General features: G+C 65.6%; 24 protein-coding genes. 9 read left to right on the top strand and 15 right to left on the bottom strand.

All coding sequences use genetic code 11. The annotated features are described in order from the left end of the window. Positions 1-41: 41 nt before the first annotated feature. The 6 genes from GTP90_RS12945 to rsmB all read right to left on the bottom strand — a co-directional run bounded on the left by GTP90_RS12945 (position 42) and on the right by rsmB (position 5,948). Positions 42-299, bottom strand: coding sequence for a BTH_I0359 family protein (locus GTP90_RS12945; RefSeq protein WP_117012847.1), 258 nt, complete (start codon positions 297-299; stop codon positions 42-44). Positions 300-411: 112 nt separating this feature from the next. Further along, positions 412-825 (bottom strand): GTPase, encoded by a 414-nt coding sequence (locus GTP90_RS12950; RefSeq protein ID WP_161083935.1) that lies wholly within the window; start codon positions 823-825, stop codon positions 412-414. A gap of 4 nt (positions 826-829) precedes the next feature. Further along, the gene (locus GTP90_RS12955) at positions 830-1,537 is read right to left on the bottom strand and encodes a response regulator (protein WP_117012845.1); all 708 of its coding nucleotides are present in this window, start codon (positions 1,535-1,537) and stop codon (positions 830-832) included. Positions 1,538-1,600: 63 nt separating this feature from the next. Beyond that, positions 1,601-3,898 carry a sensor histidine kinase gene (locus GTP90_RS12960; protein WP_161083936.1) on the bottom strand — a complete coding sequence of 766 codons (2,298 nt, stop codon included), beginning with the start codon at positions 3,896-3,898 and terminating at the stop codon, positions 1,601-1,603. Then, complete coding sequence (locus tag GTP90_RS12965) at positions 3,899-4,552, bottom strand: DUF4390 domain-containing protein (RefSeq protein WP_161083937.1); 654 nt, start codon at positions 4,550-4,552, stop codon at positions 3,899-3,901. After that, complete coding sequence (rsmB, locus tag GTP90_RS12970; RefSeq protein WP_161083938.1) at positions 4,545-5,948, bottom strand: 16S rRNA (cytosine(967)-C(5))-methyltransferase RsmB; 1,404 nt, start codon at positions 5,946-5,948, stop codon at positions 4,545-4,547. Before rsmB ends, GTP90_RS12965 begins: the two co-directional genes overlap by 8 nt. Positions 5,949-6,170: 222 nt before the next feature. Here rsmB and argS point away from each other — a divergent pair, with 222 nt between their 5' ends. From argS to GTP90_RS13005, 7 genes are read left to right on the top strand one after another with little or no spacing between them, the layout of a single operon-like run. Continuing rightward, the gene (gene argS / locus GTP90_RS12975) at positions 6,171-7,880 is read left to right on the top strand and encodes an arginine--tRNA ligase (RefSeq protein WP_161083939.1); all 1,710 of its coding nucleotides are present in this window, start codon (positions 6,171-6,173) and stop codon (positions 7,878-7,880) included. Positions 7,881-7,901: 21 nt separating this feature from the next. After that, entirely contained in the window at positions 7,902-8,606 is a 705-nt protein-coding gene (locus GTP90_RS12980; protein WP_161083940.1) for an SPOR domain-containing protein, read from the top strand. A 15-nt stretch (positions 8,607-8,621) separates the two neighbouring features. Continuing rightward, positions 8,622-9,293, top strand: coding sequence for a thiol:disulfide interchange protein DsbA/DsbL (locus tag GTP90_RS12985; RefSeq protein WP_161083941.1), 672 nt, complete (start codon positions 8,622-8,624; stop codon positions 9,291-9,293). 2 nt (positions 9,294-9,295) lie between these two features. Then, positions 9,296-10,090 carry an SDR family oxidoreductase gene (locus GTP90_RS12990; protein ID WP_161083942.1) on the top strand — a complete coding sequence of 265 codons (795 nt, stop codon included), beginning with the start codon at positions 9,296-9,298 and terminating at the stop codon, positions 10,088-10,090. Then, a complete protein-coding gene (locus GTP90_RS12995) occupies positions 10,087-10,896 on the top strand; it encodes a biotin--[acetyl-CoA-carboxylase] ligase (RefSeq protein ID WP_161083943.1) in 810 nt (269 codons plus the stop codon). Before GTP90_RS12990 ends, GTP90_RS12995 begins: the two co-directional genes overlap by 4 nt. Beyond that, on the top strand, positions 10,893-11,660 hold the full coding sequence (locus GTP90_RS13000; protein ID WP_161083944.1) for a type III pantothenate kinase: 768 nt from the start codon (positions 10,893-10,895) through the stop codon (positions 11,658-11,660). The genes GTP90_RS12995 and GTP90_RS13000 overlap by 4 nt, the downstream gene beginning before the upstream one ends. An 18-nt stretch (positions 11,661-11,678) precedes the next feature. Beyond that, positions 11,679-12,371: an SPOR domain-containing protein gene (locus GTP90_RS13005; protein ID WP_161083945.1), complete on the top strand. Its 693-nt coding sequence runs from the start codon at positions 11,679-11,681 to the stop codon at positions 12,369-12,371. Between the two features lie 2 nt (positions 12,372-12,373). Here the strand turns inward: GTP90_RS13005 and GTP90_RS13010 are convergent, their stop codons facing one another. The 4 genes from GTP90_RS13010 to GTP90_RS13025 all read right to left on the bottom strand — a co-directional run bounded on the left by GTP90_RS13010 (position 12,374) and on the right by GTP90_RS13025 (position 14,658). Further along, positions 12,374-12,787: a GNAT family N-acetyltransferase gene (locus GTP90_RS13010; protein WP_161083946.1), complete on the bottom strand. Its 414-nt coding sequence runs from the start codon at positions 12,785-12,787 to the stop codon at positions 12,374-12,376. 52 nt (positions 12,788-12,839) lie between these two features. After that, entirely contained in the window at positions 12,840-13,163 is a 324-nt protein-coding gene (locus GTP90_RS13015) for a hypothetical protein (protein ID WP_161083947.1), read from the bottom strand. Between the two features lie 85 nt (positions 13,164-13,248). After that, positions 13,249-13,722: a helix-turn-helix domain-containing protein gene (locus tag GTP90_RS13020; RefSeq protein ID WP_161083948.1), complete on the bottom strand. Its 474-nt coding sequence runs from the start codon at positions 13,720-13,722 to the stop codon at positions 13,249-13,251. A gap of 201 nt (positions 13,723-13,923) precedes the next feature. Then, positions 13,924-14,658 carry a 3-oxoacyl-ACP reductase family protein gene (locus tag GTP90_RS13025; RefSeq protein WP_161083949.1) on the bottom strand — a complete coding sequence of 245 codons (735 nt, stop codon included), beginning with the start codon at positions 14,656-14,658 and terminating at the stop codon, positions 13,924-13,926. 109 nt (positions 14,659-14,767) lie between these two features. On the opposite strand from GTP90_RS13025, the gene GTP90_RS13030 reads away from it, so the two are divergent. Continuing rightward, positions 14,768-15,691, top strand: a complete 924-nt coding sequence (locus tag GTP90_RS13030; RefSeq protein WP_161083950.1) for a LysR family transcriptional regulator — start codon at positions 14,768-14,770, stop codon at positions 15,689-15,691. A 73-nt stretch (positions 15,692-15,764) separates the two neighbouring features. Continuing rightward, entirely contained in the window at positions 15,765-16,895 is a 1,131-nt protein-coding gene (locus tag GTP90_RS13035; RefSeq protein ID WP_161083951.1) for a sterol desaturase family protein, read from the top strand. Between the two features lie 5 nt (positions 16,896-16,900). Here GTP90_RS13035 and GTP90_RS13040 read toward each other — a convergent pair whose 3' ends face one another. The 5 genes from GTP90_RS13040 to mreD are packed head-to-tail and all read right to left on the bottom strand — an operon-like array spanning position 16,901 to position 23,842. After that, positions 16,901-18,052 carry a septal ring lytic transglycosylase RlpA family protein gene (locus tag GTP90_RS13040; RefSeq protein WP_161083952.1) on the bottom strand — a complete coding sequence of 384 codons (1,152 nt, stop codon included), beginning with the start codon at positions 18,050-18,052 and terminating at the stop codon, positions 16,901-16,903. Positions 18,053-18,062: 10 nt separating this feature from the next. Next, positions 18,063-20,144, bottom strand: coding sequence for a penicillin-binding protein 2 (gene mrdA, locus GTP90_RS13045; RefSeq protein ID WP_161083953.1), 2,082 nt, complete (start codon positions 20,142-20,144; stop codon positions 18,063-18,065). 49 nt (positions 20,145-20,193) lie between these two features. Further along, complete coding sequence (gene rodA / locus GTP90_RS13050) at positions 20,194-21,309, bottom strand: rod shape-determining protein RodA (RefSeq protein WP_161083954.1); 1,116 nt, start codon at positions 21,307-21,309, stop codon at positions 20,194-20,196. 9 nt (positions 21,310-21,318) lie between these two features. Beyond that, entirely contained in the window at positions 21,319-23,301 is a 1,983-nt protein-coding gene (gene mrdA / locus GTP90_RS13055; protein WP_161083955.1) for a penicillin-binding protein 2, read from the bottom strand. Between the two features lie 28 nt (positions 23,302-23,329). Further along, positions 23,330-23,842, bottom strand: a complete 513-nt coding sequence (gene mreD / locus GTP90_RS13060; RefSeq protein ID WP_116992251.1) for a rod shape-determining protein MreD — start codon at positions 23,840-23,842, stop codon at positions 23,330-23,332. Between the last annotated feature and the right edge of the window lie 92 nt (positions 23,843-23,934).

Here is a 23,934-nt window from a genome sequence, read left to right on the forward strand (position 1 = left end):
TGTTGTTACAGCAGAACCATACCATGCGCCGCCTGCTTTGCTTAGTGCAGCAGCACCGGCTGGCTCATGAGCTCATCGTAACTGCCCAGGAATTCATCGATTTCCGCCATGGTCGGCTCGCCCGCGATCAACTCGTTGACGTCGCGGCGGAAATGTTGCGCCAAGATGCCGTTGATGAAGATTTCGCGCTTGCCGCCTTTGTCGACAATCTCGTAGCCGCCGAAACGCAGCGCGTCCAGCGTACGGTCCGCGCCAAATTCGACAACACTATATTGCTCGCTGTTATAGATGAGGTTCATGTTGCTTCCTTTCACAAGGGGGCGTAACACTACTCGGTTGCGCCTTCAGTACCGAAATGGGGCTGAAAGCGGACGATTCAAGGCCAAATCAAGGCCGATCAGCGGGCGGGGCTTAGGCCGCGATGTCGGATTGCAAATCCAGCAAGTCACCGTAGGGCGCCTCGGACAACCAGGAACGCAGCAGCTCGAGGTGCTCGGCCGATGCCAAGCTGATGTAGAGCCGCGCGGGAGGATGGCGCAGCACTCGGTTCAATGTTACTCGCAAAATGAGATTGCCGCTGCAATGAAGACAGCCGGGGGCGATACGCAACACTTGCGGTGGGGGATCGTAGGGAATGGGATCGTCGAAGGCCAGCGCCGAACCGCCATCGGCCAGGCCTTCCAGGATGGCGACGCAGGACACGCCTGTTTCCAGGCGCGCCGCGATGGCCGCTTCGCGCTCGGTGGCGCGGGAGCCCGTCACCAGCCAGGTCGGCACCGGCGCCCGCTTGACTGGGGCAGCGCCGGTGGACATGGGTCCGGTCACGGGCTCAGGCGCCCTTTTTTGCGAGTTTGCCCGGCTCCACGCCCAATTGCTTGAGCTTGCGGTACAGGTGGGTGCGTTCCAGGCCGGTCTTCTCGGCCACGCGCGTCATGCTGCCGCCTTCGCGGCCCAGGTGGTGCTCGAAGTACATGCGCTCGAAGGCGTCGCGCGCCTCGCGCAGCGGCAGGTCGAACGACAGGTTGAACATGTGGTTGTCGGCGCCGGCCACGGTGGCGCCGCCGCGCACGGAGATCGCCGCCGCCGGGTTGGGCTGGTTGAAGCCCTGCGCTTCCTCGGGCTGGGCCGCCGCCACCGGACGCGGCGCCAGTGCCGGCGCGCGCACGGTCTCCTGCGCGCGGGTCAGGCCCTGCTGGACCGCCTTGAGCAGCTTTTGCAGCGCGATCGGCTTCTCCAGGAAATTGAGCGCGCCGATGCGGGTCGCCTCGACTGCCGTATCGATAGTCGCATGGCCCGACATCATGATCACCGGCATGGTCAGCAAGCCGTCGCGCTGCCATTCCTTGAGCAAGGTGACGCCATCGGTATCCGGCATCCAGATATCGAGCAGCACCAGGTCGGGCGCGCCGCCGGCCCGCGCCTCGCGCGCCTGCTGGGCGTTTTCCGCCAGTTGTATCGCATGTCCCTCGTCGCTCAAGATTTCCGAGAGCAACTCGCGGATACCCATTTCATCGTCCACTACCAGAATGTTTGCCATCTTCCCTTGCCTTCCTCATTTCGCCGGCTCATGGCCGGCAATGATTTTTTTAATCAGTGCTTCTCAGGTATTTTGCGACGCCGGTGCTAACTTTAACAGCAAAATCAATACCGACGCGCCACTTCTATCGACATGGTTCTGGATATCGATCCGTCCGCCATGTTCATCGATAATTTTTTTCACCATCGCCAGGCCCAGGCCGGTGCCCTTGGCCTTCGAGGTGATGTACGGCTCGAACGCCCGCGCCAGGATCTTGGGCGCGAAGCCCGGACCGTTGTCGGAGATCGCCAGCCGCACCGCCGTGCGCGTGGTGCCGTCCGCGCCCTGATAATGAATGGCTTCGCTGATCACGTCAATGTGCGCTTGCGGCGAACCGGCCGGCAGCTCGGCCATCGCGTCCTGCGCGTTCTGCAGCAGGTTGTGGATGACCTGGCGCAGCTGGGTGGCGTCGCCCATCACCAGCGGCAGGCCGGGCGTGAGCTGCGGATGGATGATGTCGTCGCCCTCGCCGCGCAGGTACAGATGCAGGATCTCCTCGACCAGCGCGTTCAGGTCCAGCGGTTCCAGCACGGCCGGCGGGGTGCGCGCGTAGTCGCGGAAATCGTCGACCATGCGCTTCATCGCCGCCACCTGGTTGACGATGGTGGCCGTGCCCTTGTTGAGCAATTCATTGTCGGCCCCCGACAGCTTGCCGTCCAACTTCATCTGCAAACGCTCGGCCGACAGCTGGATCGGCGTCAGCGGATTCTTGATCTCGTGCGCTAACCGGCGCGCCACCTCGCCCCACGCGATCGAGCGCTGCGCCGAGATCACGTCCGAGATATCGTCGAACACCACCAGGTAGCCGCTGCCGCCGCCCTCGACCGGCAGGCGCGAGCCGCGCGTGAGCAGGGTCAGGTCGTTGTCGTCCAGGCTGGCCGAGCGGCGCGGCACCTCGATCTGGCGCTGCCAGTGCATGCGCTGCAGGTTGCGCCCGGCCGCCGACTGCGCGCTCTGCGCCGCGAACGCCGCCACGATGGCGCCGCCGAATTCCTGCAGGCCCTCGATCTGGTCGAGCTTCTGGCCGATCATCGTCACGCCGGCCTGCTGCAGGATGCGCTCGACCGAGTCGTTGCAGCTGATCAGGTGGAACTCGTGGTCCAGCACCATCACGCCGGCCGACATATTGGCCAGCACCGATTCCAGGTGGGCCTTGGCGTTCTGCAGCGCGGCGCGGTTGCGCTCGACCGCGCTGCGGGCGTCCGACAGCTGGCGCGTCATGGTGTTGAACGATTGCGTCAATGTGCCCAGCTCGTCCGAGGTGGCGACGATGGGGCGCGGCGACAGGTCGCCCTCGGCCACCGCGCGCGTGCCCTCGGCCAGCAGCAGCAGCGGCTGGGCCAGGTCGCTGGCGATCAGGAACGCGCTGGCGATGGCGCCGAACACCGCCAGCAGCAGGGTCAGCGTCAAGGTCACGATGTACATCTTGCGCAGGCCCACGCGCGCCACGAAGCGTTCCTTGTAGTCCGAATAGGCGCTGCGGATGGTCTCGCCGTCGGCGGCCAGCTGGGCCGGCGCCAGCTGGATCAGCTGCAGGTAGCGCGGCGCCAGGTGGGTGCCGTTGGCCTGCACCCGGTCCGGGATGGCCATCACCACCCGCAGCCGCAGCTGGGTGGCGTTGTCCTGCGGATTGACCGGCGCGTTGATCAGGTTGCTGCGCAGCTCGCTGCCGCCCTCGGGCGCGCCGTAGCCGTCGCCGTCCTTGGCCTTGGCCATCATCTCGCGGGTCGGCAGGTCGGCGCTGAGGTTGCCGCTGCGGCTGGCGCGGGCGCTGATGATCAGGCCGCCGTCACCGTCGACGATGATGGCGTTCTGCATGCCGCCGTGCTCCTTGACCAGGCCGGCCAGCGCGGCGCGCTCGGTGCCGTAGGGCTGTTCGGACAACTGCTGCACGGTCTGGCTGGCGGTGGACGTGAGTTCCTTGAGCGCCGCGTCCAGGCCCGCGCGGCTGAGGTTGATGCCGGACTCCAGCGCCTCCTCGACCGGCACGTTGAACCAGGAATCGATCGAATGCGAGACGAACTGCACCGACACCAAAAAGATCACCAGCCCCGGCAGCACGCCGATGGCGGCGAACAGCAGCACCAGCCGCGTCATCAGCTTGGAGCCGAACTTGCCGCTCTTGTAGCGGCCGTACAGCCGGAACAGCGACACCGCCACCAGCAGCAGCAGCGCGCCGGCCACCGCCGCGTTCAGGCCCAGCAGCCAGGCGTAGTAGCGGTCGAAGAAGCCGGAGTTGTCGGACGCCGAAGCGAGCAGGAACAGCAGGATACTGACGATGGCGCCGCCGACGACGGAGAAGTACCGCAAGGCAGTGCTCACTTACTCCGCCTTGTACTGGAAGATTTTCTTGTCGGACGCCAGGCGCCATTCATTGCTGTTGAGCGCCGTGACCTTGAGCGGCTTGGACACATAGTTCGGGTCCAGTCCCATGCTCAGCTTGACGTTGTAGGTCTTGCCCACCTCCAGCTGGCCGCGCTGCGCCACCAGCCAGCGGTTGGGGCTGCGGATCAGGAACAGCGCGTCGTCCAGCGACGAGAAGGTCTGGCGCACGTTGCCGTCCACCGTCACATGGTACTGGCGGGTCAGCACGTTGTAGGACAGGCTGATGGTCTGGCGCTTGACGATGGCCTTCTCGTCGAACCAGTACCAGCGCGGCCGCGTGAACTCGATCTCGGTGGTGAAGTACAGGGTCACGCCGTATTGCAGCGTGTCCTCCATGTCGTGGGTCAGCTCGAAGCCGTAGCGGCCGTTGAGGCGGTAGCCGTCGTCGCTGGCCTCGATCTGCCAGCGGCGGATTTCCACGCCGTCGGCCGCACTGGCCGTCTGCGGCAGCAGGCAGGCCATCATCAGCAGCAGGGGTCCGATCAGGAGGCGGAAAAATCGTGATGTCACGTGGGGGCCGGTGCTCAAAAGGTCCGTCGGTAGCAAAGAGGCGCCTAAGTCGGCAACTAAACAGGCAAAACGGTTACGCATTTTTCTGGAACAGCGCGTAGAACAAACCATCGTGATCCTGCCCTGCGCCACCGGCGGGGAGCAACTGGCCCGGCGCGTCGAGCCGCACAGCCTGGTTGCGTACTGCGAACGCGGCTGCCTGCGCCTCGGATTCCTGCGGCCACAAGGAACATGTCACGAATAGCAATTTACCACCCGGTGCCAGCATCTGCCAAAGGTTGTCGAGGATTTTGGACGAAAGTGTTGCAAGTTGGAGCGTGTCGCCCTTGCGGCGCAGCCAGCGGATATCCGGGTGGCGGCGCACGATGCCGGACGCGGTGCACGGCACGTCGGCCAGGATGCGGTCGAAGGGAACGCCGTCCCACCAGCCGGCGCTCTGGGCGTCGGCGGTGCGCAGCGTGGCCTGCTGGCCGAGGCGTTCCAGGTTCTCGCCGACCCGCGCCAGGCGCTTGGGATCGGCGTCCAGCGCGGTCACGCGGGCGTCGGCCAGTTCCAGGATGTGGCAGGTCTTGCCGCCGGGCGCGGCGCAGGCGTCCAGCAACCGCATGCCGTCCTGGACATCGAGCAGCGGCGCGGCCAGCTGGGCGCCGGCGTCCTGCACCGACACCACGCCGTCGGCGAAGCCGGGGATCAAGCTCACGCCGACCGGCTTGGCCAGGCGCACCGCGTACGGGCCGATCCGGGTGGCCGCCATGCCGGCCGCCTCCAGCGTGGCCAGGTATTGTTCCATCGTGGTCTTGCGGGCGTTGATGCGCAAAGTGAGCGGCGGCGCGCTGTTGCCGGTCGCCAGCACGCCCTGCCAGTCCTGCGGCCAGGCCGCCTTGGCCGCGTCGATCCACCATTGCGGGTAGTTCCACTTGGCCACCGGCTGCATCAGCGCGGACTCCAGCAGCGCCTGGCGCTCGCGCAGGAAGCGGCGCAGCACGGCGTTGACCATGCCCTTGGCGCGCGCCGTGTCCGGATGGGCGTCGGCCGCCGTCACGGTCTGGTCGACCACGGTGAATTCCTCGTACGGCTGGACCTCGTCCGGCGCCGTCATCAGCGCCAGCGCGCAGGCCAGCAGGGCCGCCACCAGCGGCTCGGGCGCCTTGGGCGCCATCAGGCCGATCAGCGCCTCGCTCTGGCCCAGCTGGCGCATGCAGCGGTAGGCGATGTCCTGCATCGCGCCGCGCGCCTGCGGGCTGGCGTCGCCCTTGGCCCAGACCTGGGCCAGCGCCTGCGGCAGGTTGGTGCCGGTGCGGACCTGGGCCACGGCCTGGGCCGCGCCGATCAGGCTGTAGGCCAGCGAATCGGGCTTGAGGCCGGTCTGGAAGCTGGTTTGCAGCGCCGGTTTCAGGTCGCGCGCATGGCTGGCGCGCAGCTTGGGCGCTGCCGCCTTGGCGGGGGACTTCAAAGAGAGCGTCGGGCGCTTGTTCATATGCTAATTCCAGGTCTGGCGTGCGGGCGTGATCGCGCAGTATACAGCAGTGCATATGACTAGGGGACGAAGCTGATTGTAACGCTTGTAACGATCGCGTCCCGCTGCGGTGACCCGGCTGCGGCAAACCAGTATAATTACCGCTGTTTGGCCGGTGCCAGCGCGCCGGCCGTTTTCGCTTTCGGATGTATTCATACTCGCGGTTCAGCCGCCAATTTGCTCATGCTCGCCCAACAAAAACAAGATATCACCGCCCTGTTCCAGGCCGCCCTCGCCCCCATCCTGGCCGGCACAGAAGTCGCCGCCAACGTTGTGCTGGAGCGCCCGCGCGACCCGTCGCATGGTGACGTGGCCTGTAACATCGCCATGCAACTGGCCAAGCAGCTGAAAATGAACCCGCGTGAACTGGCCACCAAAGTGGTCGACGCGCTGCTGGCCAATCCGGCCGGCAAAGGCCTGGTGGAATCGGCGGACATCGCCGGCCCGGGCTTCATCAACCTGCGCGTGAGCGCCGCCGCCAAGCAGGCCGTGGTCAAGGCCGTGCTGGCGCAAGGCGCCGCCTTCGGCACCGCCGATGCCGGCAAGGGCAAGAGCGTCATCATCGAATTCGTCTCCGCCAACCCGACCGGCCCGCTGCACGTGGGCCACGGCCGCCAGGCGGCGCTGGGCGACGCGCTGTCGTCGCTGTTCGGCTCCCAGGGCTACGCGGTCACCCGCGAGTTCTACTACAACGACGCCGGCGTGCAGATCCAGACCCTGGCCAACTCGGTGCAGGCGCGCCTGCGCGGCTACAAGCCGGGCGACGCCCAATGGCCCGAATCGGCCTACAACGGCGACTACATCGCCGACATCGCCGAAGACTTCAAGCTGAAGAAAACCGTGTCGGCCTCGGACGGCTCGCCGGCCACCGCCTCGGGCGACGTCGAAGACATCGAATCGATCCGCCACTTCGCCGTGACCTACCTGCGCAACGAGCAGGACATCGACCTGCAAGCCTTCGGCGTCAAGTTCGACAACTACTACCTCGAATCGTCGCTGTACGCCGACGGCAAGGTCGACGCCGCCGTCGACATGCTCAACAAGTCCGGCAAGACCTACGAGGAAGACGGCGCGCTGTGGCTGCGCACCGAGGACTACGGCGACGACAAGAACCGCGTGATGCGCAAGAAGGACGGCACCTACACCTACTTCGTGCCGGACGTGGCCTACCACATCGTCAAGTTCCAGCGCGGCTACACCCAGGCGATCAACGTCCAGGGTTCGGACCACCACGGCACCATCGCCCGCGTGCGCGCCGGCCTGCAGGCGGTCAACGTCGGCATCCCGCAGGGCTACCCCGACTACGTGCTGCACAAGATGGTCACCGTGATGAAGGGCGGCGAAGAGGTCAAGATCTCCAAGCGCGCCGGCTCCTACGTGACCGTGCGCGACCTGATCGAATGGTCGGGCGGCGGCGACATCGAAAAAGGCCGCGACGCGGTGCGCTTCTTCCTCATCTCGCGCAAGGCCGACACCGAATTCGTGTTCGACGTCGACGTCGCGCTGAAAACCTCGGACGAGAATCCGGTGTATTACGTGCAGTACGCCCACGCGCGCATCTGCCGCATGCTGGAACAGTGGACCGGCGACGAAGCCTCGCTGGCCAACGTCGACCTGTCGCCGCTGACCGCGCCGACCGAAGCGGCGCTGCTGGCCACCCTGGCCGCCTACCCTGAAACGCTGGCGCGCGCGCAAGCGGAGCTGGGCCCGCACCAGATCGCGTTCTACCTGCGCGACCTGGCCGCCAACCTGCACAGCTTCTACTTCGCCGAGCGCGTGCTGGTGGACGACGAGGCGCTGAAGGCGGCCCGTATCGCGCTGATGGTCGCCACCCGCCAGGTGCTGCGCAACGGCCTGGCGCTGATCGGCGTCTCCGCTCCCAACAAAATGTAATTGCGAAGGACATCCCGCACAATGAATTTCCGCTCCCGCCTTACCCCACGTTCGCGCCAGCACGGCAACACCATCATCGGCATCGTCATCGGCCTGATCATCGGCCTGGCGATCGCGGTCGTCGTCGCCCTGGTGATCAACAAGGGCGCGACGCCTTTCACCGACAAGGGGCGTAGCAGCAAGGCGGTGGAACCGACCGCGGGACAGGCCGCCGATCCGAACAAGCCGATGTACGGCAACAAGGACGCGGTGCGCGAAGCGGCCAAGGACTTCGCCAAGGACACGCCCAAGGAGCCGCCGAAAGCGCCGCCTCCGGCCGATCCGCTGCAGGCGGTGGTCGACAAGATCCAGGGAACGCCCGCGCCGGCCGCGCCGGCGCCGGCTCTGGCCGAGAAGCCGAAGGCCGCCGCCGCCCCCCCGGGCGCGACCAACGTGGCGCCGACGCCAGCCAAGCCGGCCACCGCCGCCGCGGCCGACAGCGGCGACGACAAATTCATCTACTACCTGCAGGCCGGCGCCTTCCGCGAGATCGCCGACGCCGAGAGCGCCCGCGCCAAGCTGGCCTTGCTGGGCTTCGAGGCCAACGTCTCGGACCGCGCCACCGACACCGGCGTGCTGCATCGCGTGCGCCTCGGCCCCTTCAACCAGGTCGAAACGATGAACAAGGTTCGTAGCAAGTTGTCCGAAAACGGCGTCGACGTCGCAGTCGTGCGCAATCAAAAATAAGCCAGGAGTATGCAGATGCGATTCATGAAATTCGTGGTTGGTGCATTGATGTTGAGCGTAGCCGCCCTGTCGTCGGCCTCCCCGGCGGCGCCGAAGAACGGCGTCGAATTCAAGACGCTGCCCGCGCCGCAGCCGGTCGACAGCGGCAAGAAGGTCGAAGTCATCGAGTTCTTCGACTACGCCTGCCCGCACTGCTTCGCCTTCGATCCGACGCTGTCGGCCTGGGTCAAGAAACAGGGCGACAACATCGTCTTCAAGCGCGTGCACATCTCGCGCAGCGGCACCGACCTGCCGCAGGAGAAAATGTTCTTCACGCTGAGCGCCATGGGCCTGCTGACCGACGCCATGCACACCAGGATCTTCACCGAGATGCACGTCAACCACAACCGCATGAGCCGCGACGAGATGGCGTTCGACTTCGTCGCCAAGCAGGGCGTGGACCGCCAGAAGTTCATCGAGACCTACCGCGGCCTGGGCGTGGCCGGCAGCGTGCGCCGCTCGGCATCGATGATGGATGCCTACGGCGTCGACTCGTGGCCAATGATCGCCATCGACGGCAAATACGTCACCTCGCCGACCATGGCCAACGAAGGCTCCAAGTCCGCCACCACCGAAGCCGAGCTGCATGCGCAGGCCGTGCAGGTGATGGACTTCCTGGTCGCCAAGGCGAAAGCGGAAAAGAAATAAAGATGAACAAGCAAGGCGCCGGGCCGGAGCGGGTCTTCATCACCGGCGCCTCAAGCGGACTGGGTGCGGCCCTCGCCGCCGAATATGCCGCGCAAGGCGCCACACTGGGCCTGCTGGCCCGCCGCAGCGAGATGCTGGACCAGCTGATCGCCACCCTCCCCAATCCCGGACGCCACCGCGCCTACGCGGCCGATGTGCGCGACCACGCCGCCATCGCCGCCGCCGCGCAGGCCTTCATGGCGCACGCCGGCGGCATCGACGTGGTGATCGCCAACGCCGGCATCTCGGTCGGCACGCTCACCGAGTTCGCCGAAGACATTCCCGTTTTCGGAGCCGTCATCGCCACCAACGTGGTGGCCACCGCCGCCACCTTCGCGCCCTTCATTCCGGCCATGAAAACACAACGCACGCCGGCGCGCCTGGTCGGCATCGGCAGCGTGGCCGGCATACGCGGCCTGCCCGGCGCCGAAGCGTACAGCGCCTCCAAGGCGGCGGTGATCAGCTACTGCGAATCGCTGCGGCTGGAGCTCAAGCCGTACGGCATCCGCGTCGTCACCATCTGCCCCGGCTACATCGACACGCCGATGACGCAGGTGAATCCCTACCCGATGCCCTTCCTGATGGCGCCCGACAAATTCGCCGCCCAGGCCGCGCGCACCATCGCCGCCGGCAGCAGCTACAAGGTGATCCCGTGGCAGATGGGCATCGTCGCCAAGGTGCTGCGCATGCTGCCGAATCCACTGTACGACCTGGCCTTCGCCAAGGCCCCGCACAAGCCACGCAAGGCAGCGCCATGAGCCTCGACGCCGCCGCCATCCACGGCCACTGCGCCACCAGCGCCACGCACGTGGCGATAGAAACCGTCACCGAAACCGGCTCCACCAACGCCGACCTGCTGGCCCGCGTCGACACGCTGAGCGGTCCCGTGCTGCGCATCGCCGGCAACCAGACGGCGGGCCGTGGCCGCGCGGGCCGCAGCTGGCTGTCCGCGCCCGGCGCCGCGCTGATGTTCTCGCTGGCCTGGCGCTTCAAGGGACCGCTGCACCGGATGTCCGGCCTGCCGATGGCGGTCGGCGTCGCGCTGGCCGAGACCATCGCCTCGCTGGGCGTGCCGGTGCAGATCAAGTGGCCCAACGACCTGCTGCGCGACGGTAGAAAGCTGGCCGGCATCCTGGTCGAGACCCAGACCTCGCGCCACGATGGCGCCATCTGGGCCGTGATCGGCGTCGGCATCAACCTGCTCATGCCGGACGAGCTGGAAGCGCAGATCGGCCGCGAAGTGGCCGCCGCGCCATGGCTGGCCAAGATGGACCGCAACCAGCTGATGGCCGCGCTGCTCAGCCGCCTGGCCGCCGTGCTGGCCGAATTCGACGACACCGGCTTCGCTCCCTTCGCCGAGCGCTGGAACGCGCTGCACGCGTGGCGCGGCCAGGACGTGGTCATCCTCGACAACGGCAAAGTGCTGCAGCAGGGCCGCGCCGCCGGCGTCGACGCCATCGGCCGCCTGATGCTCGACACGGAGCAAGGCCGCGCGGAAGTGCTGTCCGGCGACGTCTCGCTGCGCTTATCGTCAACCTTCGCCACCTCTATCGGACTAACATGATTCTACTGATCGACGCCGGCAACACCCGCGTCAAATGGGCGCTGGCCGAATTGGGCACGGCGCCCGGCACATGGATCGCCCACGGCGCCGTCATGCACGCCGACCTGCAGCAGCTGGAACTGCACCTGAGCGAAGCGGTGGCCGACCGCGGCGTCGACCGCATCGTCATCGCCAACGTGGCCGGCGGCGCGCTGCGCGTGCAGCTGGAGTATGTGCTGCAGCGGACCTTCCCCGCCATGATCCTGCCGGAGCAGGCCATCGAATGGTTTGCCTCCTTGCCCGCGCTGGCCGGCGTGACCAACGTCTACCGCAATCCCGCGCAGCTGGGGTGCGACCGCTTCGCCGCCGCCATCGCCGGCCACACGCTGGCGGCCGGGCGCGAAGTCATCGTCGCCAACTGCGGCACCGCCACCACCATCGACGCCATCACGGCCGACGGCATGTTCCTGGGCGGGATGATCCTGCCGGGACTGGGCCTGATGGCCAGCTCGCTGGCGCGCAACACGGCGCAGTTGCCGCAAATTGCGCAAGACGGTAAGCTGCCGGACGGATTCGCCGACAATACCGACGACGCCATCCTGAGCGGCTGCCTGGCCGCGCAGAGCGGCGCCATCGAGCATGCGTACGCGCGGCATGGCGCCAGCGAGTGCATCATCTCCGGCGGCGCGGCGCCCTATATCGCGCCGATGCTGAAGGTGCCTTACCGTATCGTCGAGAACATCGTGTTAATCGGTTTGCATGCTGCCGCCGGCAGCGCCGAATAAGCTCGCAAGGGAAGCTTCGTGCTGAAATTTATTTTCTGGTCGCTGGTCGCCATCAATGCCGCGCTGTTCGCGTACGGCAAAGGTTATCTCGGCCATTTCAGCGGCAACGAGCGCGAGCCGGAGCGCATGCTCAATCAACTCAACGCCGGCAAGCTGGCCATCATCTCCGCCGAAAAAGCCAACGACGCCTCGGCCGCGACGGCCGCCGCGGCCAGCGCCGCCGCGGCAGCCAAGCCGGCCCCAGAGGTGCTGGCCTGCGTGGAAATCGGCAGCTTCGTGCTGGCCGACGCGCGCCGTTTCGAAACCCAGCTGGCGCCGCTGAACTTGGGCGACCGCCAGTCGCGCCACAACCTGCCGGGCAACGAGGTATCGAGCTATATCGTTTATATGCCGCCGCAGGGCAGCAAGGAAGGCGCCGACAAGAAGGCCGCCGAACTGCGCGGGCTGGGCGTGACCAACTACTTCATCATGAACGACAATTCGCCGCTGCGCTGGGGGATTTCGCTGGGCGTGTTCAAGACCGAAGGCGCGGCGCAGAACCAGCTGGCGGCGCTGATGAAGCAAGGCGTGCGCACCGCGCGCGTGGCGCCGCGCATGAGCGGCAGCAAACTGCTGGCCTTCCAGTTCCGCGACGTGGATACGGAACTGAAGGTCAAGCTGGAGCAACTGCGCGCCGGCTATCCGAACGCGCAAAGCCACGCCTGCAAGTAAGATCAGGCACGGCGCATCGCGACAACGTTTTGCCCCTGGGCGTTGTAGGCATCCCGGCGCCGCTTGAGGAAATCTGGTAGCTCAGCGTCGGCCGCCAGCTCAAAACCGGCGGCGGCATAAAACGTCACCAGATGCGCGTAGGGCAGGCAGAACGCCTGCCGCCTGTCCAGAAAAGGCACGCACGCAGCCAGCAACCGGGAGCCGATGCCCTGCCGTTGAAACGCGCTTCGGATCTGCATGCCGCGCAGGACCGTGACTTCCTCTTCGGTGCAGAGCCGCACCGCGCCGGCCAGCACACCGCAATCTTTCGCGACGATGACGATATCCGCCGGATCGATCGCGGCGCCATAACCTGCTTCGGCATACAAGCTCGCGACATCCCCAAGTTCGGACTGGGTAGCTTCAAGAATCTCCATCAAAATTCGCTTTCATCTATCTGTGCGTCCCAATCCGCCCTGGGGTGATCGCTTAACGGGTAGCGATGATGATAATGTCAGAATCGCAGTTCCGGTAGTGGATCACGATGATGAAGATGCGGCGCAGCCGCGCCATGGACGTGAAGCCCAGCTCCATCGTCGCACGGTCGGCGCGGTTCTTCATCGTCAGGTCCACCCGCGACTCGGTGCTGACCGGAATATTCATCGCCTTGAGCGCGGCCTTGGGATTGGCCATGAGCGCCAGCGCCATCTCGGGATCCAACTCGGCCCGGTGGACCGACTCCACCTCGCCCGAGTCGGGATTCATTTCGGCAAACAGTTTGCGCAGTGCATCGGTATCGTCCTGGATTTCCATGATTACCTCCATCGTTAGTGGAATTCCAGTCTAGCCAGCGAACTCAGGGGGACCATTGATGTAGCACATGGTCCCCCATGGCCGCCTACAGCGGCCGGCCCAGGAACTTCTCCACCTGGGCGCGTTCCCACTGGCCGTTGAAGTATTTATCGAAGACGAAAACCGTCAACGTATGGGCCAGCAGGCCGAGCCCCCAGAACAAAGTCAATCCGATAAACCAGATCTTCGCGGGCGTCGTTAGAAGGTTAACCGCGATGCACCCGAGATTGACCACCAAATACATCAGCAGATGCAAATAATAGTCGCGGACACGCCGCACCCTTTTAAAGGCGATGCGTTCCTGGGTGGTTTGGGCGGTGATGCTGTCGTCTGCCATGATTACGTCCTTGGTAAGGGTTGAAAAATCAACGTCAAAGACCGCAGCGATAGACTTTAGCGACTCCACACTGCCAGGATGACCAGACTCGATCCGTTGAACGGTGCGGGAACTTAAACCGCTGGCATCCGCCAGCTGTTGTTGCGACCAACCTCGTTTGAGGCGCATTTTTTGAATCGACATAAATATCTCCTTCTGCGGAGCCGCCAGTATGACCAATGGATTGAAACGCGCCACGACAGGGGCACGACGCAGGCACGACAGCGTCACGACAACGCGTCGCCGGAGTTGATGGAATGCCGCGGCGGGAAGCTTAGCATCCCGCCGCGTCAAAAAATGCGTGGATTATCACCGGCAGGAAGGCCGCCGGACTGTGTTACCGCATCACGCGCCGAAACCGCCGTCTATCGACAGGCTGGCGCCGGTGATGTAGCCGGCTTCCGGCCCCGCCAGGTACGACACGAAACCGGCGATTTCCTCCACCGAACCATAGCGCGGCAAGGCCATCATGGCTTTCAGGGCGCCGGCGAAATCGCTGCCGTCCGGGTTCATCTCGGTATCGACCGGGCCTGGCTGCACGTTGTTGACAGTGATGCCGCGTGGTCCGAGGTCGCGGGCCAGGCCCTTGGTCAGGCCGACCAGCGCCGACTTGCTCATCGCGTAGGTCGCGCCGCCGGCGAACGGCATGCGATCGGCATTGGTGCTGCCGATGGTGATCACCCGCCCGCCCTGCCCCATGTGGCGCGCGGCTTCCTGGGTCGCCACGAATACACTGCGCACGTTGACGGCCAGCGTGCGGTCGAAATCCTCCAGCGTGAAGTCTTCCAGCGGCGCGATCGCCAGCACGCCGGCGTTGTTGACCAGGATGTCGATGCGGCCGTGGGCTTCCGCCGCGTTGCGGATGGCGGCTTTCAGCGCGGAGGCGTCGGCGCTGTCGGCTTTGACGGCTTGCGCCTTGCCGCCTGCGGCTTCGATCTCCGCCACTACTTGCGCGGCCCTGTCGGCCGAACTGGAATACGTCAGCACCACGGTGGCGCCGTCGTGCGCCAGCCGTTTTGCGATGGCCGCGCCGATGCCGCGCGAGCCGCCCTGTACAAATGCGATTTTACCGTTGTTCATGTGAAGCTCCTGTTGGTGATTTGGAGCCTTCAGTATCCGCCTCGAATTATGTCGTGACTAGACGGTAATCGCTATAAGCAGTTGATCCATTTGGTTTAAAATAAAAGCCATGGAAACCATGATCAGCATCGAGTGCTTCGTGCGCAGCGCCGAAGCGGGCAGTTTCTCCGAAGCCGCGCGCCGGCTCGGCCTGACGCCGGCCGCCGTCGGCAAGAACATCGCGCGGCTGGAGGGGCGGCTGGGCGTGCGCCTGTTCCAGCGCAGCACGCGCAGCCTGTCGCTGACGGAGGCCGGACAGCAGTTCCTCGACGAAGTGGGCGGCAGCCTGTCGACGATACAGAACGCGGTCGCCAACCTGGCCAGCGCCGGCGGCCAGCCTGCCGGCACGCTGCGGGTCAGCATGCCGGTCAATTTTGGCCGCCAGTACATCGTGCCGATGCTGGGCGAATTTTTGCAGCGCTATCCCGCCATCTCGCCCGACTGGGCTTTCGACAACCGTCCGGTGGACCTGATCGCGCAAAGCTTCGACGCCGCGCTGGGCGGCGGAATCGACTTGTCGCCCGGCGTGGTGGCGCGCAGGCTGGCGCCGGCGAACCGGGTGCTGGTGGCGTCGCCCGCCTACCTGGCAGAACATCGTGCGCCGAAATCGCCCGCCGACCTGCATGAACATGACGGCATTCTGATTCGTTCACCGCAAACGGGGCGGATACGCCCGTGGGCGCTGACCAACCGCAGCAAGCAGCAAGCGCCCATCACGCTGCGCGTCCGCATGACGATGAGCGATCCCGGCGCGGCCTGCGACGCGGCGGCCCTGGGCCTGGGCATCGCCTTGATCAACTACTCGGAATCGCTGGCGCATCTGGAAGCGGGCACGCTGGTGCGCGTGCTGCCCGGATGGCATGTGGATGGCGGCGCCGTATCGATCTACTATCCGGCGCAGAAGCTCCTGCCGGCCAAGACGCGGGCCTTCGTGGAATTTGTCGTCGAGCGCTTCCGCACCGAGCGGCTGGCGCAATTGCTGTCGGCGGACTAGCGTCCGCGGCGCCTCCAGCCGCATTCAGGATAATCTGGCAAACTATCGGCTTACTTTCAATGCTGCCTTCAATATGGAACAATTCATCGTCCTGATCTTCCCCGTATTTTTCCTGCTGATGGTGGCGGAATTCGCGTATGGGTGGGCGAAACGGCGCAATACGTATCGCCTCAACGACGCGCTGAGCAGCCTCAGTCAGGGCTTGATCAGCCAACTCGTCGCGGTGCTCACGCAGCTGTTTCAGATCGGCCTCTATGCCTGGGTGTTCGACAAGGTCCGCCTGGTGTCGTTCACGGAGTTTTGGCCGGCGTGGTACGGCTGGATCGCCGCCGTCGTGCTGTTCGATTTTTGCGACTACTGGCTGCACCGCATGGGCCACGAGTGCGCCGTCATGTGGGCCGCGCACCAGGTCCACCATCAAAGCCAGGACTTCAATTTCTCCACCGCGCTGCGGCAGGAAAGCTCGGTGATCTTCATCGGCTGGGCCTTCTATCTGCCGATGGCGCTGCTGGGCGTGCCGCCGGAGCAGTTCGCGGTGGCCGGCCTGATCGTGCTGCTGTATCAGTTCTGGATACACACCGAACATATCGGAAGACTCGGCTGGTTCGATCGCGTGTTTTCCTCGCCATCCAACCATCGCGTGCATCACGCGGTGAACGACCAATACCTCGACAAGAATTATGGCGGCATGCTGGTCATCTGGGACCGCATGTTCGGCACCTTCGCCGAGGAGCGGGAGCCGTGCGTGTACGGCACGCGCAGTCCGTTGAACAGCTGGGACCCTGCCTGGGCCATCGTGTCGGAATACTGGGTCTTGCTGAACCTGTCCCGGCAGGCCGGGCGTTGGTCCGACAAAGTGAAGATCTGGTTGAAGCCTCCTGGCTGGCGGCCCGCCGAACTCGCGCTGCCAGGCAAGCCGTTCGACCTGGAGGCCGCCAGGCAAAGCTATGATCCGCCGCTGACGGCGCGGAAGCGCTGCATGGCGGCGGCGCAGTTCGGCCTTTGCGTGACGGCCACCGCCGCGTGCCTGTGGCATTCGGCGGCGCTGTCCTACGCGCGTTCCGCGCTGGCGATTACAGCGGCGATGGGAGGCTTCTGGGCGCTGGGCGCATACATGCAGGGACGCTTGTCGGCGGCCTACATGCTGGCCGTCGACCTGGTCGAGGTGGCGACAACCGCCGCCGTATTGTGGCCGGTCCTGTGATCGGATCAGCGCTGGACGACGATGGGCTTGAGGTGCAACGCTGACGGCAAGCCTTGCGCCGCCTGGAGCGCTTCCTGGCGGGTCGCGAACGGTCCGGTGAACAGGCGATGCACGGCGCCGCCTTGCACGACTTCCAGCCCATTCAATCCCTTGCCGGACAATTTGCCGCGCACCGCTTCCGCGTTCTCGGCGCGCGAGTAGGCGCCCAGTTGCAGGTAGAAGCCGCCCTTGGCGGTGCTGGCGGCCAGTGTTTCGGCATCGGCCGGCGCGCGGTCGGTCAGCATCACCGCCGCCGCAGCAGCATCGGAGGATGCCGCTGCCGGCATGGCCTTCGGCGCCAACACCAGCGGCTCGCCGCTCAAGGTTGTCGATGGCGTGAGCAACAGCGGGCCGCCACCCAGGCCACCCGGCGACGCCTTCTGCGACGACGACTGCGACTGCAGGCGCGGCGACACCGTACCCGAAACGCCGGCCCGCGTGGCCAGCATGCGGTCCACTTCATCCGGCAGGATGCGTTCGATCTGGAGTTCGTGGCTGCCCTTGCCCAGCAGGCCGAGTTTGAGCGCCGCCGTGTACGACACGTCGATGGCGCGGTTGGCGTGGAACGGCCCGCGGTCGTTGATGCGCACGATAACCACGGCACCGCTCACCAGGTTCGTCAACCGCGCGTAGGAAGGAATCGGCAGCGTCGGATGCGCGGCCGTCATCTTGTACATGTCGTAGATCTCGCCGGACGAGGTGCGCTGGCCGTGGAACTTCTTGCCGTACCAGCTGCCGATGCCGATCTGCGTGAACGGCTGGTTGCCGGTGATCGGTGTGTAGGTCTTGCCGAAAACGACGTAGGGACGGTTGGAGTACGGCAGCAGCGGATCGTTGCGCACGTCGGCGTCCGGCACGTCGGCCAGGTTGGCGGGCGGCGCGTCACCGGGACCGTCATCCTGGTAGTAGCCGCCACGTCCCGAATTCGCCGGCGGCAGCGCCGGCAGGCCGCCATCGGGCTTGGCGTTGGACGGCGCCTTGATCACCGGCTTGGAGGTACGGGGCGTCTTGGACAGCGTGCCGGTATCGGTGACCGTCGGCGCGGTGCCGCAGCCGACCAGCGCCAGCATGGCCAGCGTGGTGCAGACATTCAAAATACGGCTACGGGTCATACGCATCACTTCATCCTTACGATTTTTTACGCGCCGGCGGCACTGGCTGCACGGTCGGCGGCGCGGCTGCCGGAGCAGGCGCGGTTGGTGCCGCTGGTGCCGCTGGTGCAGGCGGTGCCGCAGGCGCCGCCGGAGCGCGCCGTTCGAATTCGGCCGCCGCGGCCTGCTCTTCCAGCGTCTGCCCTTCCACCGGCAGCACCGTCTCGGCGTCTTCCTTCGGCACCTTGGTGGTGTCTTTTTCGGCCGGGCGCTTGCCCAGCAGGTAGTAGTCCAGCGCCTTGCGGGCGATCGGCGCCGCTTCCGCGCCGCCCTTGCCGGCGTTTTCCACCACCAGCGCCAGCACGATGCGCGGCTTGTCCGCCGGCGCGAACGCGGTAAACAGCGCGTTGTCGCGCAGGCGCTCGGCCAGCCTGGCGGCGTTGTACTTCTCGCCCGAGCGGATCGTGATCACCTGCGCGGTGCCGGTTTTGCCGCCCACCGTGTAGCCGGCGCCGGCGAAGGCGCGCACGCCGGTGCCTCCCGCTTCCGTGGTCACGCCGACCATGGCATTCTTGACAAAATCGATATTCTCCTGCTTCAGCGGGATCCGATAGCTCTCCTTGGGCACCGTCAGTTTGCGGCTGCGCGTCGTGCTGTCTTCCACAATCTTGACCAGGTGCGGCTTCATCACCACGCCGTTGTTGGCCAGGTTGGCCACCGCGTGCGCGATCTGCAAAGGCGTGTAGGCGTTGTAGCCGGAACCGTTGCTGACCGAGATGGTATCACCACCTACCCACTTCCCTGCCGCACCCTTGAACCGCTTGCGTTTCCACTCCTGCGAAGGCAGCACCCCGGTCTTTTCGTTCTCCAGGTCGATGCCGGTCTGCTGGCCGAAGCCGAACGGCTTCATGAAATCGTGAATAGCGTCGATGCCCATGTCGTGGCCCAACGCGTAGTAGTAGGTATTGCAGGAGACGACGATGGACTTGTGCATGTCCACCGCGCCGTGGCCGCCAACCACGTCGTCGCGGAATTGGTGGCCGCCGAGGTTATAGAAGCCCGGATCATAGGTCACCTGGCTTGGCGTGCGCTTGCCCAGCTCCAGCGCGGCCAGCGCCATGAAGGGCTTGAAGGTCGAACCCGGCGCATAGGTGCCGGACAGGGGACGGTTCACCATCGGCCGGTCCAGCGAGGTATTGAGGTCGTTCCAGCTCTGCGCGTCGATACCATCGACGAACAGGTTAGGATCGTAGCCGGGCCGCGACACGTAGGCCAGGATGTCGCCGGTGGACGGCTCGATCGCCACCAGCGCGCCGCGCCGCTCGCCGAAGGCTTCCTCCACCACTTTCTGCAGCTCGATGTCGATCGACAGGATCAGGTTACTGCCCGCCACCGCCGCCGTGCGCGACAAGGTGCGGACGGCGCGGCCGCCCGCAGACACTTCCACTTCCTCGTAGCCGGTGGTGCCGTGCAGCTGCTTCTCGTAGCTCTTCTCCAGGCCTTCCTTGCCGATATGGTCGGTGCCCTTGTAGTTGGCGGCATCGTCGGCGTCCGCGATGGCCATGGCCTCGGCGCGGCTGACGCGGCCGATAAAGCCGATCACGTGCGACGCCGTCTCGCCCAGCGGGTACTGGCGGAACAGGCGCGCCTGCACCTCCACGCCGGGGAAGCGGAAACGCTGCGCCGAGAAGCGCGCCACTTCCTCGTCGGTCAGGCGGGTGCGCAGCGGCACGCCCTCGAAGCCCTTGGATTCCTCCAGCAGCTTCTTGAAGCGCTTGCGGTCCTTGACCTCGATCTCGACCAGCTTGGACAGCTCGTCGATGGTTTCGTCCAGCGTCGCCGTCAGCTTGGACGGCGTGATCTCCAGCGTGAAGGCCGAGTAGTTGCGCGCCAGGACCACGCCGTTGCGGTCCAAAATCAATCCGCGATTGGGCACGATGGGTACGAGGGCGATGCGGTTCTCCTCCGCCTTGACGGCGAAGTCGTTGTGCTTGACCACCTGCAGCCAGATGAAGCGCGCCAGCAGCAGGCAAAAACACAGCAACACCATCGCCCCCAGCAACGTGATGCGGGCGCGGAACTGCTGGAGCTCGCGCTCCGTATCCTTAATCTCCGTCATGCCGCCGCTCCCCACACCCGCGGCGCGAGCCGCCCGTCCTGCACGCGCATCAGGTTTGCACCAATTTGCGGTGGCGCTGGATGCTCATCAGGATGCCCGCCCCCAGGCCCAGCGTCAGCAGCGCGGTACCGCCGTAGCTCATGAACGGCAGCGGCACGCCGACCACCGGCACGATGCCGCTGACCATGCCCATGTTGACGAAGGCGTAGGTAAAGTAAATCATCGTGATGGAGCCGGCCAGCAGGCGGCTAAACAAGTTGGGCGCGTTCCCGGCGATCATCAGGCCGCGGCCGATCAGCAGCAGGTACAGGAACATCAGCACCAGGTTGCCGGTCAGGCCGAACTCCTCGGAGAACACCGCGAAGATAAAGTCGGTGGTGCGTTCGGGGATGAATTCAAGGTGGGCCTGCGTGCCGTGGGTCCAGCCCTTGCCGGACACGCCGCCCGAGCCGATGGCGATCATCGACTGGATAATGTGGAAGCCCTTGCCCAGCGGTTCGAGATACGGATCGATCAGCGTCATCACGCGGTCGCGCTGGTAGTCGTGCATCCCCACGGTCCAGATCACCGGCAGGCTGGCGAGGGCGACTGCGAACAGCGCGATCAGCGCCCGCCACGCCAGGCCGGCCAGGAAGATCGCGCAGAAGCCGGCGGCCACCACCAGCAAGGCGGTGCCCAGGTCGGGCTGCTTGACGATCAGTGCCACCGGGATCGCCAGCAGCACGGCGGCGATGGCGTAATCCTGCCAGCGCAAATGGCCGGCGCGCTGCTGGAAGAACCACGCCAGCATCAGCGGCATGGCGATCTTCATGAATTCGGACGGCTGGATGTCCACCCCCACGTGCAGCCAGCGCCGCGCGCCCAGCTTGACGGTGCCGAACAGCGCCACGGCGACCAGCAGCGCCACCGCGACCACATAAGCCGGCACGGCGATCCGCATCATCATCTGCGGCGTGATATTGGCCACGAACCACATCACCATGAAGGCCAGGAAGATGTTGCGCATCTGGTCCTCCACCTTGCCGGGAATGCCCATGCCGGCCGAGTACAGCGTCACCAGGCCGACCGACAGCAGCGCGCAGATGATCAGCATCAGCGGCAGGTCGAACACGGTGAAGTACGGGCGAAGGCGGCGCCCCAGGGAGCGCCTTTCGTTGATACGCATGCTGGTCCTTTATTCCTTGTTGCCGGGGGTTTCGGCGCCCGGCTTGTTGTCGTCGCTGACGCCCTGTTCGGCCTGGACGTCCTGGACGGAGCGCAGCTCGGCGTCCTCCTTCGGCACGCGGGTGGTTTCTTTTTCGTTCGGACGTTTGCCCAGCAGGTAGTAATCCAGCGCCTTGCGCACGATGGGCGCGGCCACGCCGGCGCCGAAGCCGCCGTTCTCCACCACCACCGCGATGGCGATGCGCGGCTTGTCGGCCGGGGCGAAGGCGGTATAGAGCGCGTTGTCGCGCAGGCGCTCGGCGATCAGGTTGGCGTTGTACTTTTCGTTCTTCTTGATCGCCACCAGCTGCGCGGTACCGGTCTTGCCGCCCGAGGTGTAGCCGGCGCCGACGAACGCGCGCGCCGCCGTGCCGCCGGTGGTCACGCCCACCATGGCGTTCTTGATGATGTCGATGTGCTCCTGCTTGAGCGGGATGCGGTAGCTTTCCTTGGGCACCGTCAGCTTGCGCGCGCGGGTGACGCTGTCCTCGATGATCTTCACCAGGTGCGGCTTCATCACGATGCCGTTGTTGGCCAGGTTGGACACCGCGTGCGCCATCTGCAACGGCGTGTAGCTGTTAAAGCCGTTGCCGATGGCGATGGAGATGGTGTCGCCGCCGACCCACTTCTGCGCCGCCGGATTCTTCTTGAAACGGTTGCGCTTCCATTCCTTGGACGGCAGCACGCCCTGCTTCTCGTGTTCCAGGTCGATGCCCGTCAACTGGCCGAAGCCGAACGGTTTCATGAAGTCGGTGATGGCGTCGATGCCCATGTCGTTGCCGAGCATGTAGTAGTAGGTGTCGCAGGATTCGACGATGGACTTGTACATGTCGACCGTTCCGTGGCCGCCCGGCTTATCGTCGCGAAACTTGTGGCCGCCCAGCGTGAACGAGCCCGGATCGAAGATGGTCTGGCCCGGCGTGCGCTTGCCCAGCTCCAGCGCGGCCAGCGCCATGAAGGGCTTGAAGGTGGACCCCGGCGGATAGGTGCCCGACAGGGGGCGGTTCACCATCGGCTTGTCCAGCGAGGTATTGAGTTCGTTCCAGCTTTGCGAGTCGATGCCGTCGACGAACAGGTTGGGGTCGTAGCCGGGGCGCGATACGTAGGCCAGGATGTCGCCCGTTTCCGGTTCGATGGCGACCAGCGCGCCGCGCCATTCGCCGAAGGCTTCCTCGATCACCTTCTGCAGCTCGATGTCGATCGACAGTATCAGGTTGCTGCCCGGCTTGGCGGGCGTGCGCGACAAGGTGCGGATGGCGCGGCCGCCGGCCGACTTCTCCACTTGCTCGTAGCCGCTGACGCCGTGCAGCTGCTTCTCGTAGCTCTTCTCCAGGCCTTCCTTGCCGATATGGTCGGTGCCGTTGTAGTTGGCGGCGTCCTCGCCATCGGCGATGGCCTTGGCCTCCGACGTGTTGATGCGGCCGATGTAGCCGATCACGTGCGAGGCGATCTCGCCCAGCGGGTACTGGCGGAACAGGCGCGCCTGCACCTCCACGCCGGGGAAGCGGAAACGCTGCGCCGAGAAGCGCGCCACTTCCTCGTCGGTCAGGCGGGTGCGCAGCGGCACGCTCTCGAAGCCCTTGGATTCCTCCAGCAGCTTCTTGAAGCGCTTGCGGTCCTTGGGCTCCACCGTGATCAGCTTGGACAGCTCGTCGATGGTTTCGTCCAGCGTGGCGCTCAGCTTGGACGGCGTGATCTCCAGCGTAAAGGCCGAGTAGTTGCGCGCCAGGACCACGCCGTTGCGGTCCAAAATCAGCCCGCGATTGGGCTCGATGGGGACCAGGGCGATGCGGTTTCCTTCGGCCTGGGCGACGTAGTCGCTATGCTTGTAGACCTGCAGCCAGACGAAGCGCACCAGCAGCGCGGCGAAGCAGAAGAACACCAGCGCGCCCAGCACCGTCAGGCGCAGGCGGAACTGGTGCAGCTCGCGTTGGTTGTCCTTGAGTTCAGTCATGATGCTCAGTCACTGCCCGGCCGGGGCGTCAGATCGGGCGGGTGTGGTCGCGGTCGACCGCGCGGCGCTGGGGCGCCAGCAGCAGCCAGGTCGCCAGCGGCCACAGGGCCACGGCGATCACGCTTTCGACAAAGTAGAACCAGCCGGGGAATTTGCCGGACACGAAGAAGCGCACGACCAGCTGCACCGACTGCGCCATCAGCAGCAGCGGGAACACGTGCATGGCCTGCGTCAGCAGCGGGAACCACAGCACCCGGCGGTGCAGCATGATCGCGAAGTAGGACAGCAGCGTGTAGGCCAGCGCGTTCTCGCCCAGCAGCGTCGAGTCATGCACGTCCATCAGCAGGCCAAGGAAGAAGGCGGTGCCGATGCCGACCTTGCGCGGCTGGTGCACGCCCCAGAACACCAGCACCAGCGCCACAAAGTCCGGCACGCCGATGAAGTTCCCCCAGGGGAGCAGGTTCAGTAGAAACGCGCAGAACAGGCTGAAGGCGATGAACAGCGGGCTGACCGGCAGCAGGATATAGTGAGGGCGGTTCATCGTGCCGGTTCCTTCGGTTTGGTGGCTGCAGGCGCGCCCGCGGCTGCCGCGGCGGCTGGCGATGCGGCCGGTGCGGCGCCCCGCGCGGCGGG

The organism is Duganella vulcania, from assembly GCF_009857655.1.
Classification (GTDB): Bacteria; Pseudomonadota; Gammaproteobacteria; order Burkholderiales; family Burkholderiaceae_D; genus Rugamonas; species Rugamonas vulcania.

Excerpts from the sequence above, each read along its gene's own strand:
- GTP90_RS12945 (WP_117012847.1), bottom strand. The coding sequence starts at position 299 with ATGAACCTCATCTATAACAGCGAGCAATATAGTGTTGTCGAATTTGGC.
- GTP90_RS12955 (WP_117012845.1), bottom strand. The coding sequence starts at position 1,537 with ATGGCAAACATTCTGGTAGTGGACGATGAAATGGGTATCCGCGAGTTG.
- GTP90_RS12965 (WP_161083937.1), bottom strand. The coding sequence starts at position 4,552 with ATGCGTAACCGTTTTGCCTGTTTAGTTGCCGACTTAGGCGCCTCTTTG.
- rsmB (WP_161083938.1), bottom strand. The coding sequence starts at position 5,948 with ATGAACAAGCGCCCGACGCTCTCTTTGAAGTCCCCCGCCAAGGCGGCA.
- argS (WP_161083939.1), top strand. The coding sequence starts at position 6,171 with ATGCTCGCCCAACAAAAACAAGATATCACCGCCCTGTTCCAGGCCGCC.
- GTP90_RS12980 (WP_161083940.1), top strand. The coding sequence starts at position 7,902 with ATGAATTTCCGCTCCCGCCTTACCCCACGTTCGCGCCAGCACGGCAAC.
- GTP90_RS12985 (WP_161083941.1), top strand. The coding sequence starts at position 8,622 with ATGCGATTCATGAAATTCGTGGTTGGTGCATTGATGTTGAGCGTAGCC.
- GTP90_RS12990 (WP_161083942.1), top strand. The coding sequence starts at position 9,296 with ATGAACAAGCAAGGCGCCGGGCCGGAGCGGGTCTTCATCACCGGCGCC.
- GTP90_RS12995 (WP_161083943.1), top strand. The coding sequence starts at position 10,087 with ATGAGCCTCGACGCCGCCGCCATCCACGGCCACTGCGCCACCAGCGCC.
- GTP90_RS13000 (WP_161083944.1), top strand. The coding sequence starts at position 10,893 with ATGATTCTACTGATCGACGCCGGCAACACCCGCGTCAAATGGGCGCTG.
- GTP90_RS13010 (WP_161083946.1), bottom strand. The coding sequence starts at position 12,787 with ATGGAGATTCTTGAAGCTACCCAGTCCGAACTTGGGGATGTCGCGAGC.
- GTP90_RS13015 (WP_161083947.1), bottom strand. The coding sequence starts at position 13,163 with ATGGAAATCCAGGACGATACCGATGCACTGCGCAAACTGTTTGCCGAA.
- GTP90_RS13020 (WP_161083948.1), bottom strand. The coding sequence starts at position 13,722 with ATGTCGATTCAAAAAATGCGCCTCAAACGAGGTTGGTCGCAACAACAG.
- GTP90_RS13025 (WP_161083949.1), bottom strand. The coding sequence starts at position 14,658 with ATGAACAACGGTAAAATCGCATTTGTACAGGGCGGCTCGCGCGGCATC.
- GTP90_RS13030 (WP_161083950.1), top strand. The coding sequence starts at position 14,768 with ATGGAAACCATGATCAGCATCGAGTGCTTCGTGCGCAGCGCCGAAGCG.
- GTP90_RS13035 (WP_161083951.1), top strand. The coding sequence starts at position 15,765 with ATGGAACAATTCATCGTCCTGATCTTCCCCGTATTTTTCCTGCTGATG.
- GTP90_RS13040 (WP_161083952.1), bottom strand. The coding sequence starts at position 18,052 with ATGCGTATGACCCGTAGCCGTATTTTGAATGTCTGCACCACGCTGGCC.
- mrdA (WP_161083953.1), bottom strand. The coding sequence starts at position 20,144 with ATGACGGAGATTAAGGATACGGAGCGCGAGCTCCAGCAGTTCCGCGCC.
- rodA (WP_161083954.1), bottom strand. The coding sequence starts at position 21,309 with ATGCGTATCAACGAAAGGCGCTCCCTGGGGCGCCGCCTTCGCCCGTAC.
- mrdA (WP_161083955.1), bottom strand. The coding sequence starts at position 23,301 with ATGACTGAACTCAAGGACAACCAACGCGAGCTGCACCAGTTCCGCCTG.
- mreD (WP_116992251.1), bottom strand. The coding sequence starts at position 23,842 with ATGAACCGCCCTCACTATATCCTGCTGCCGGTCAGCCCGCTGTTCATC.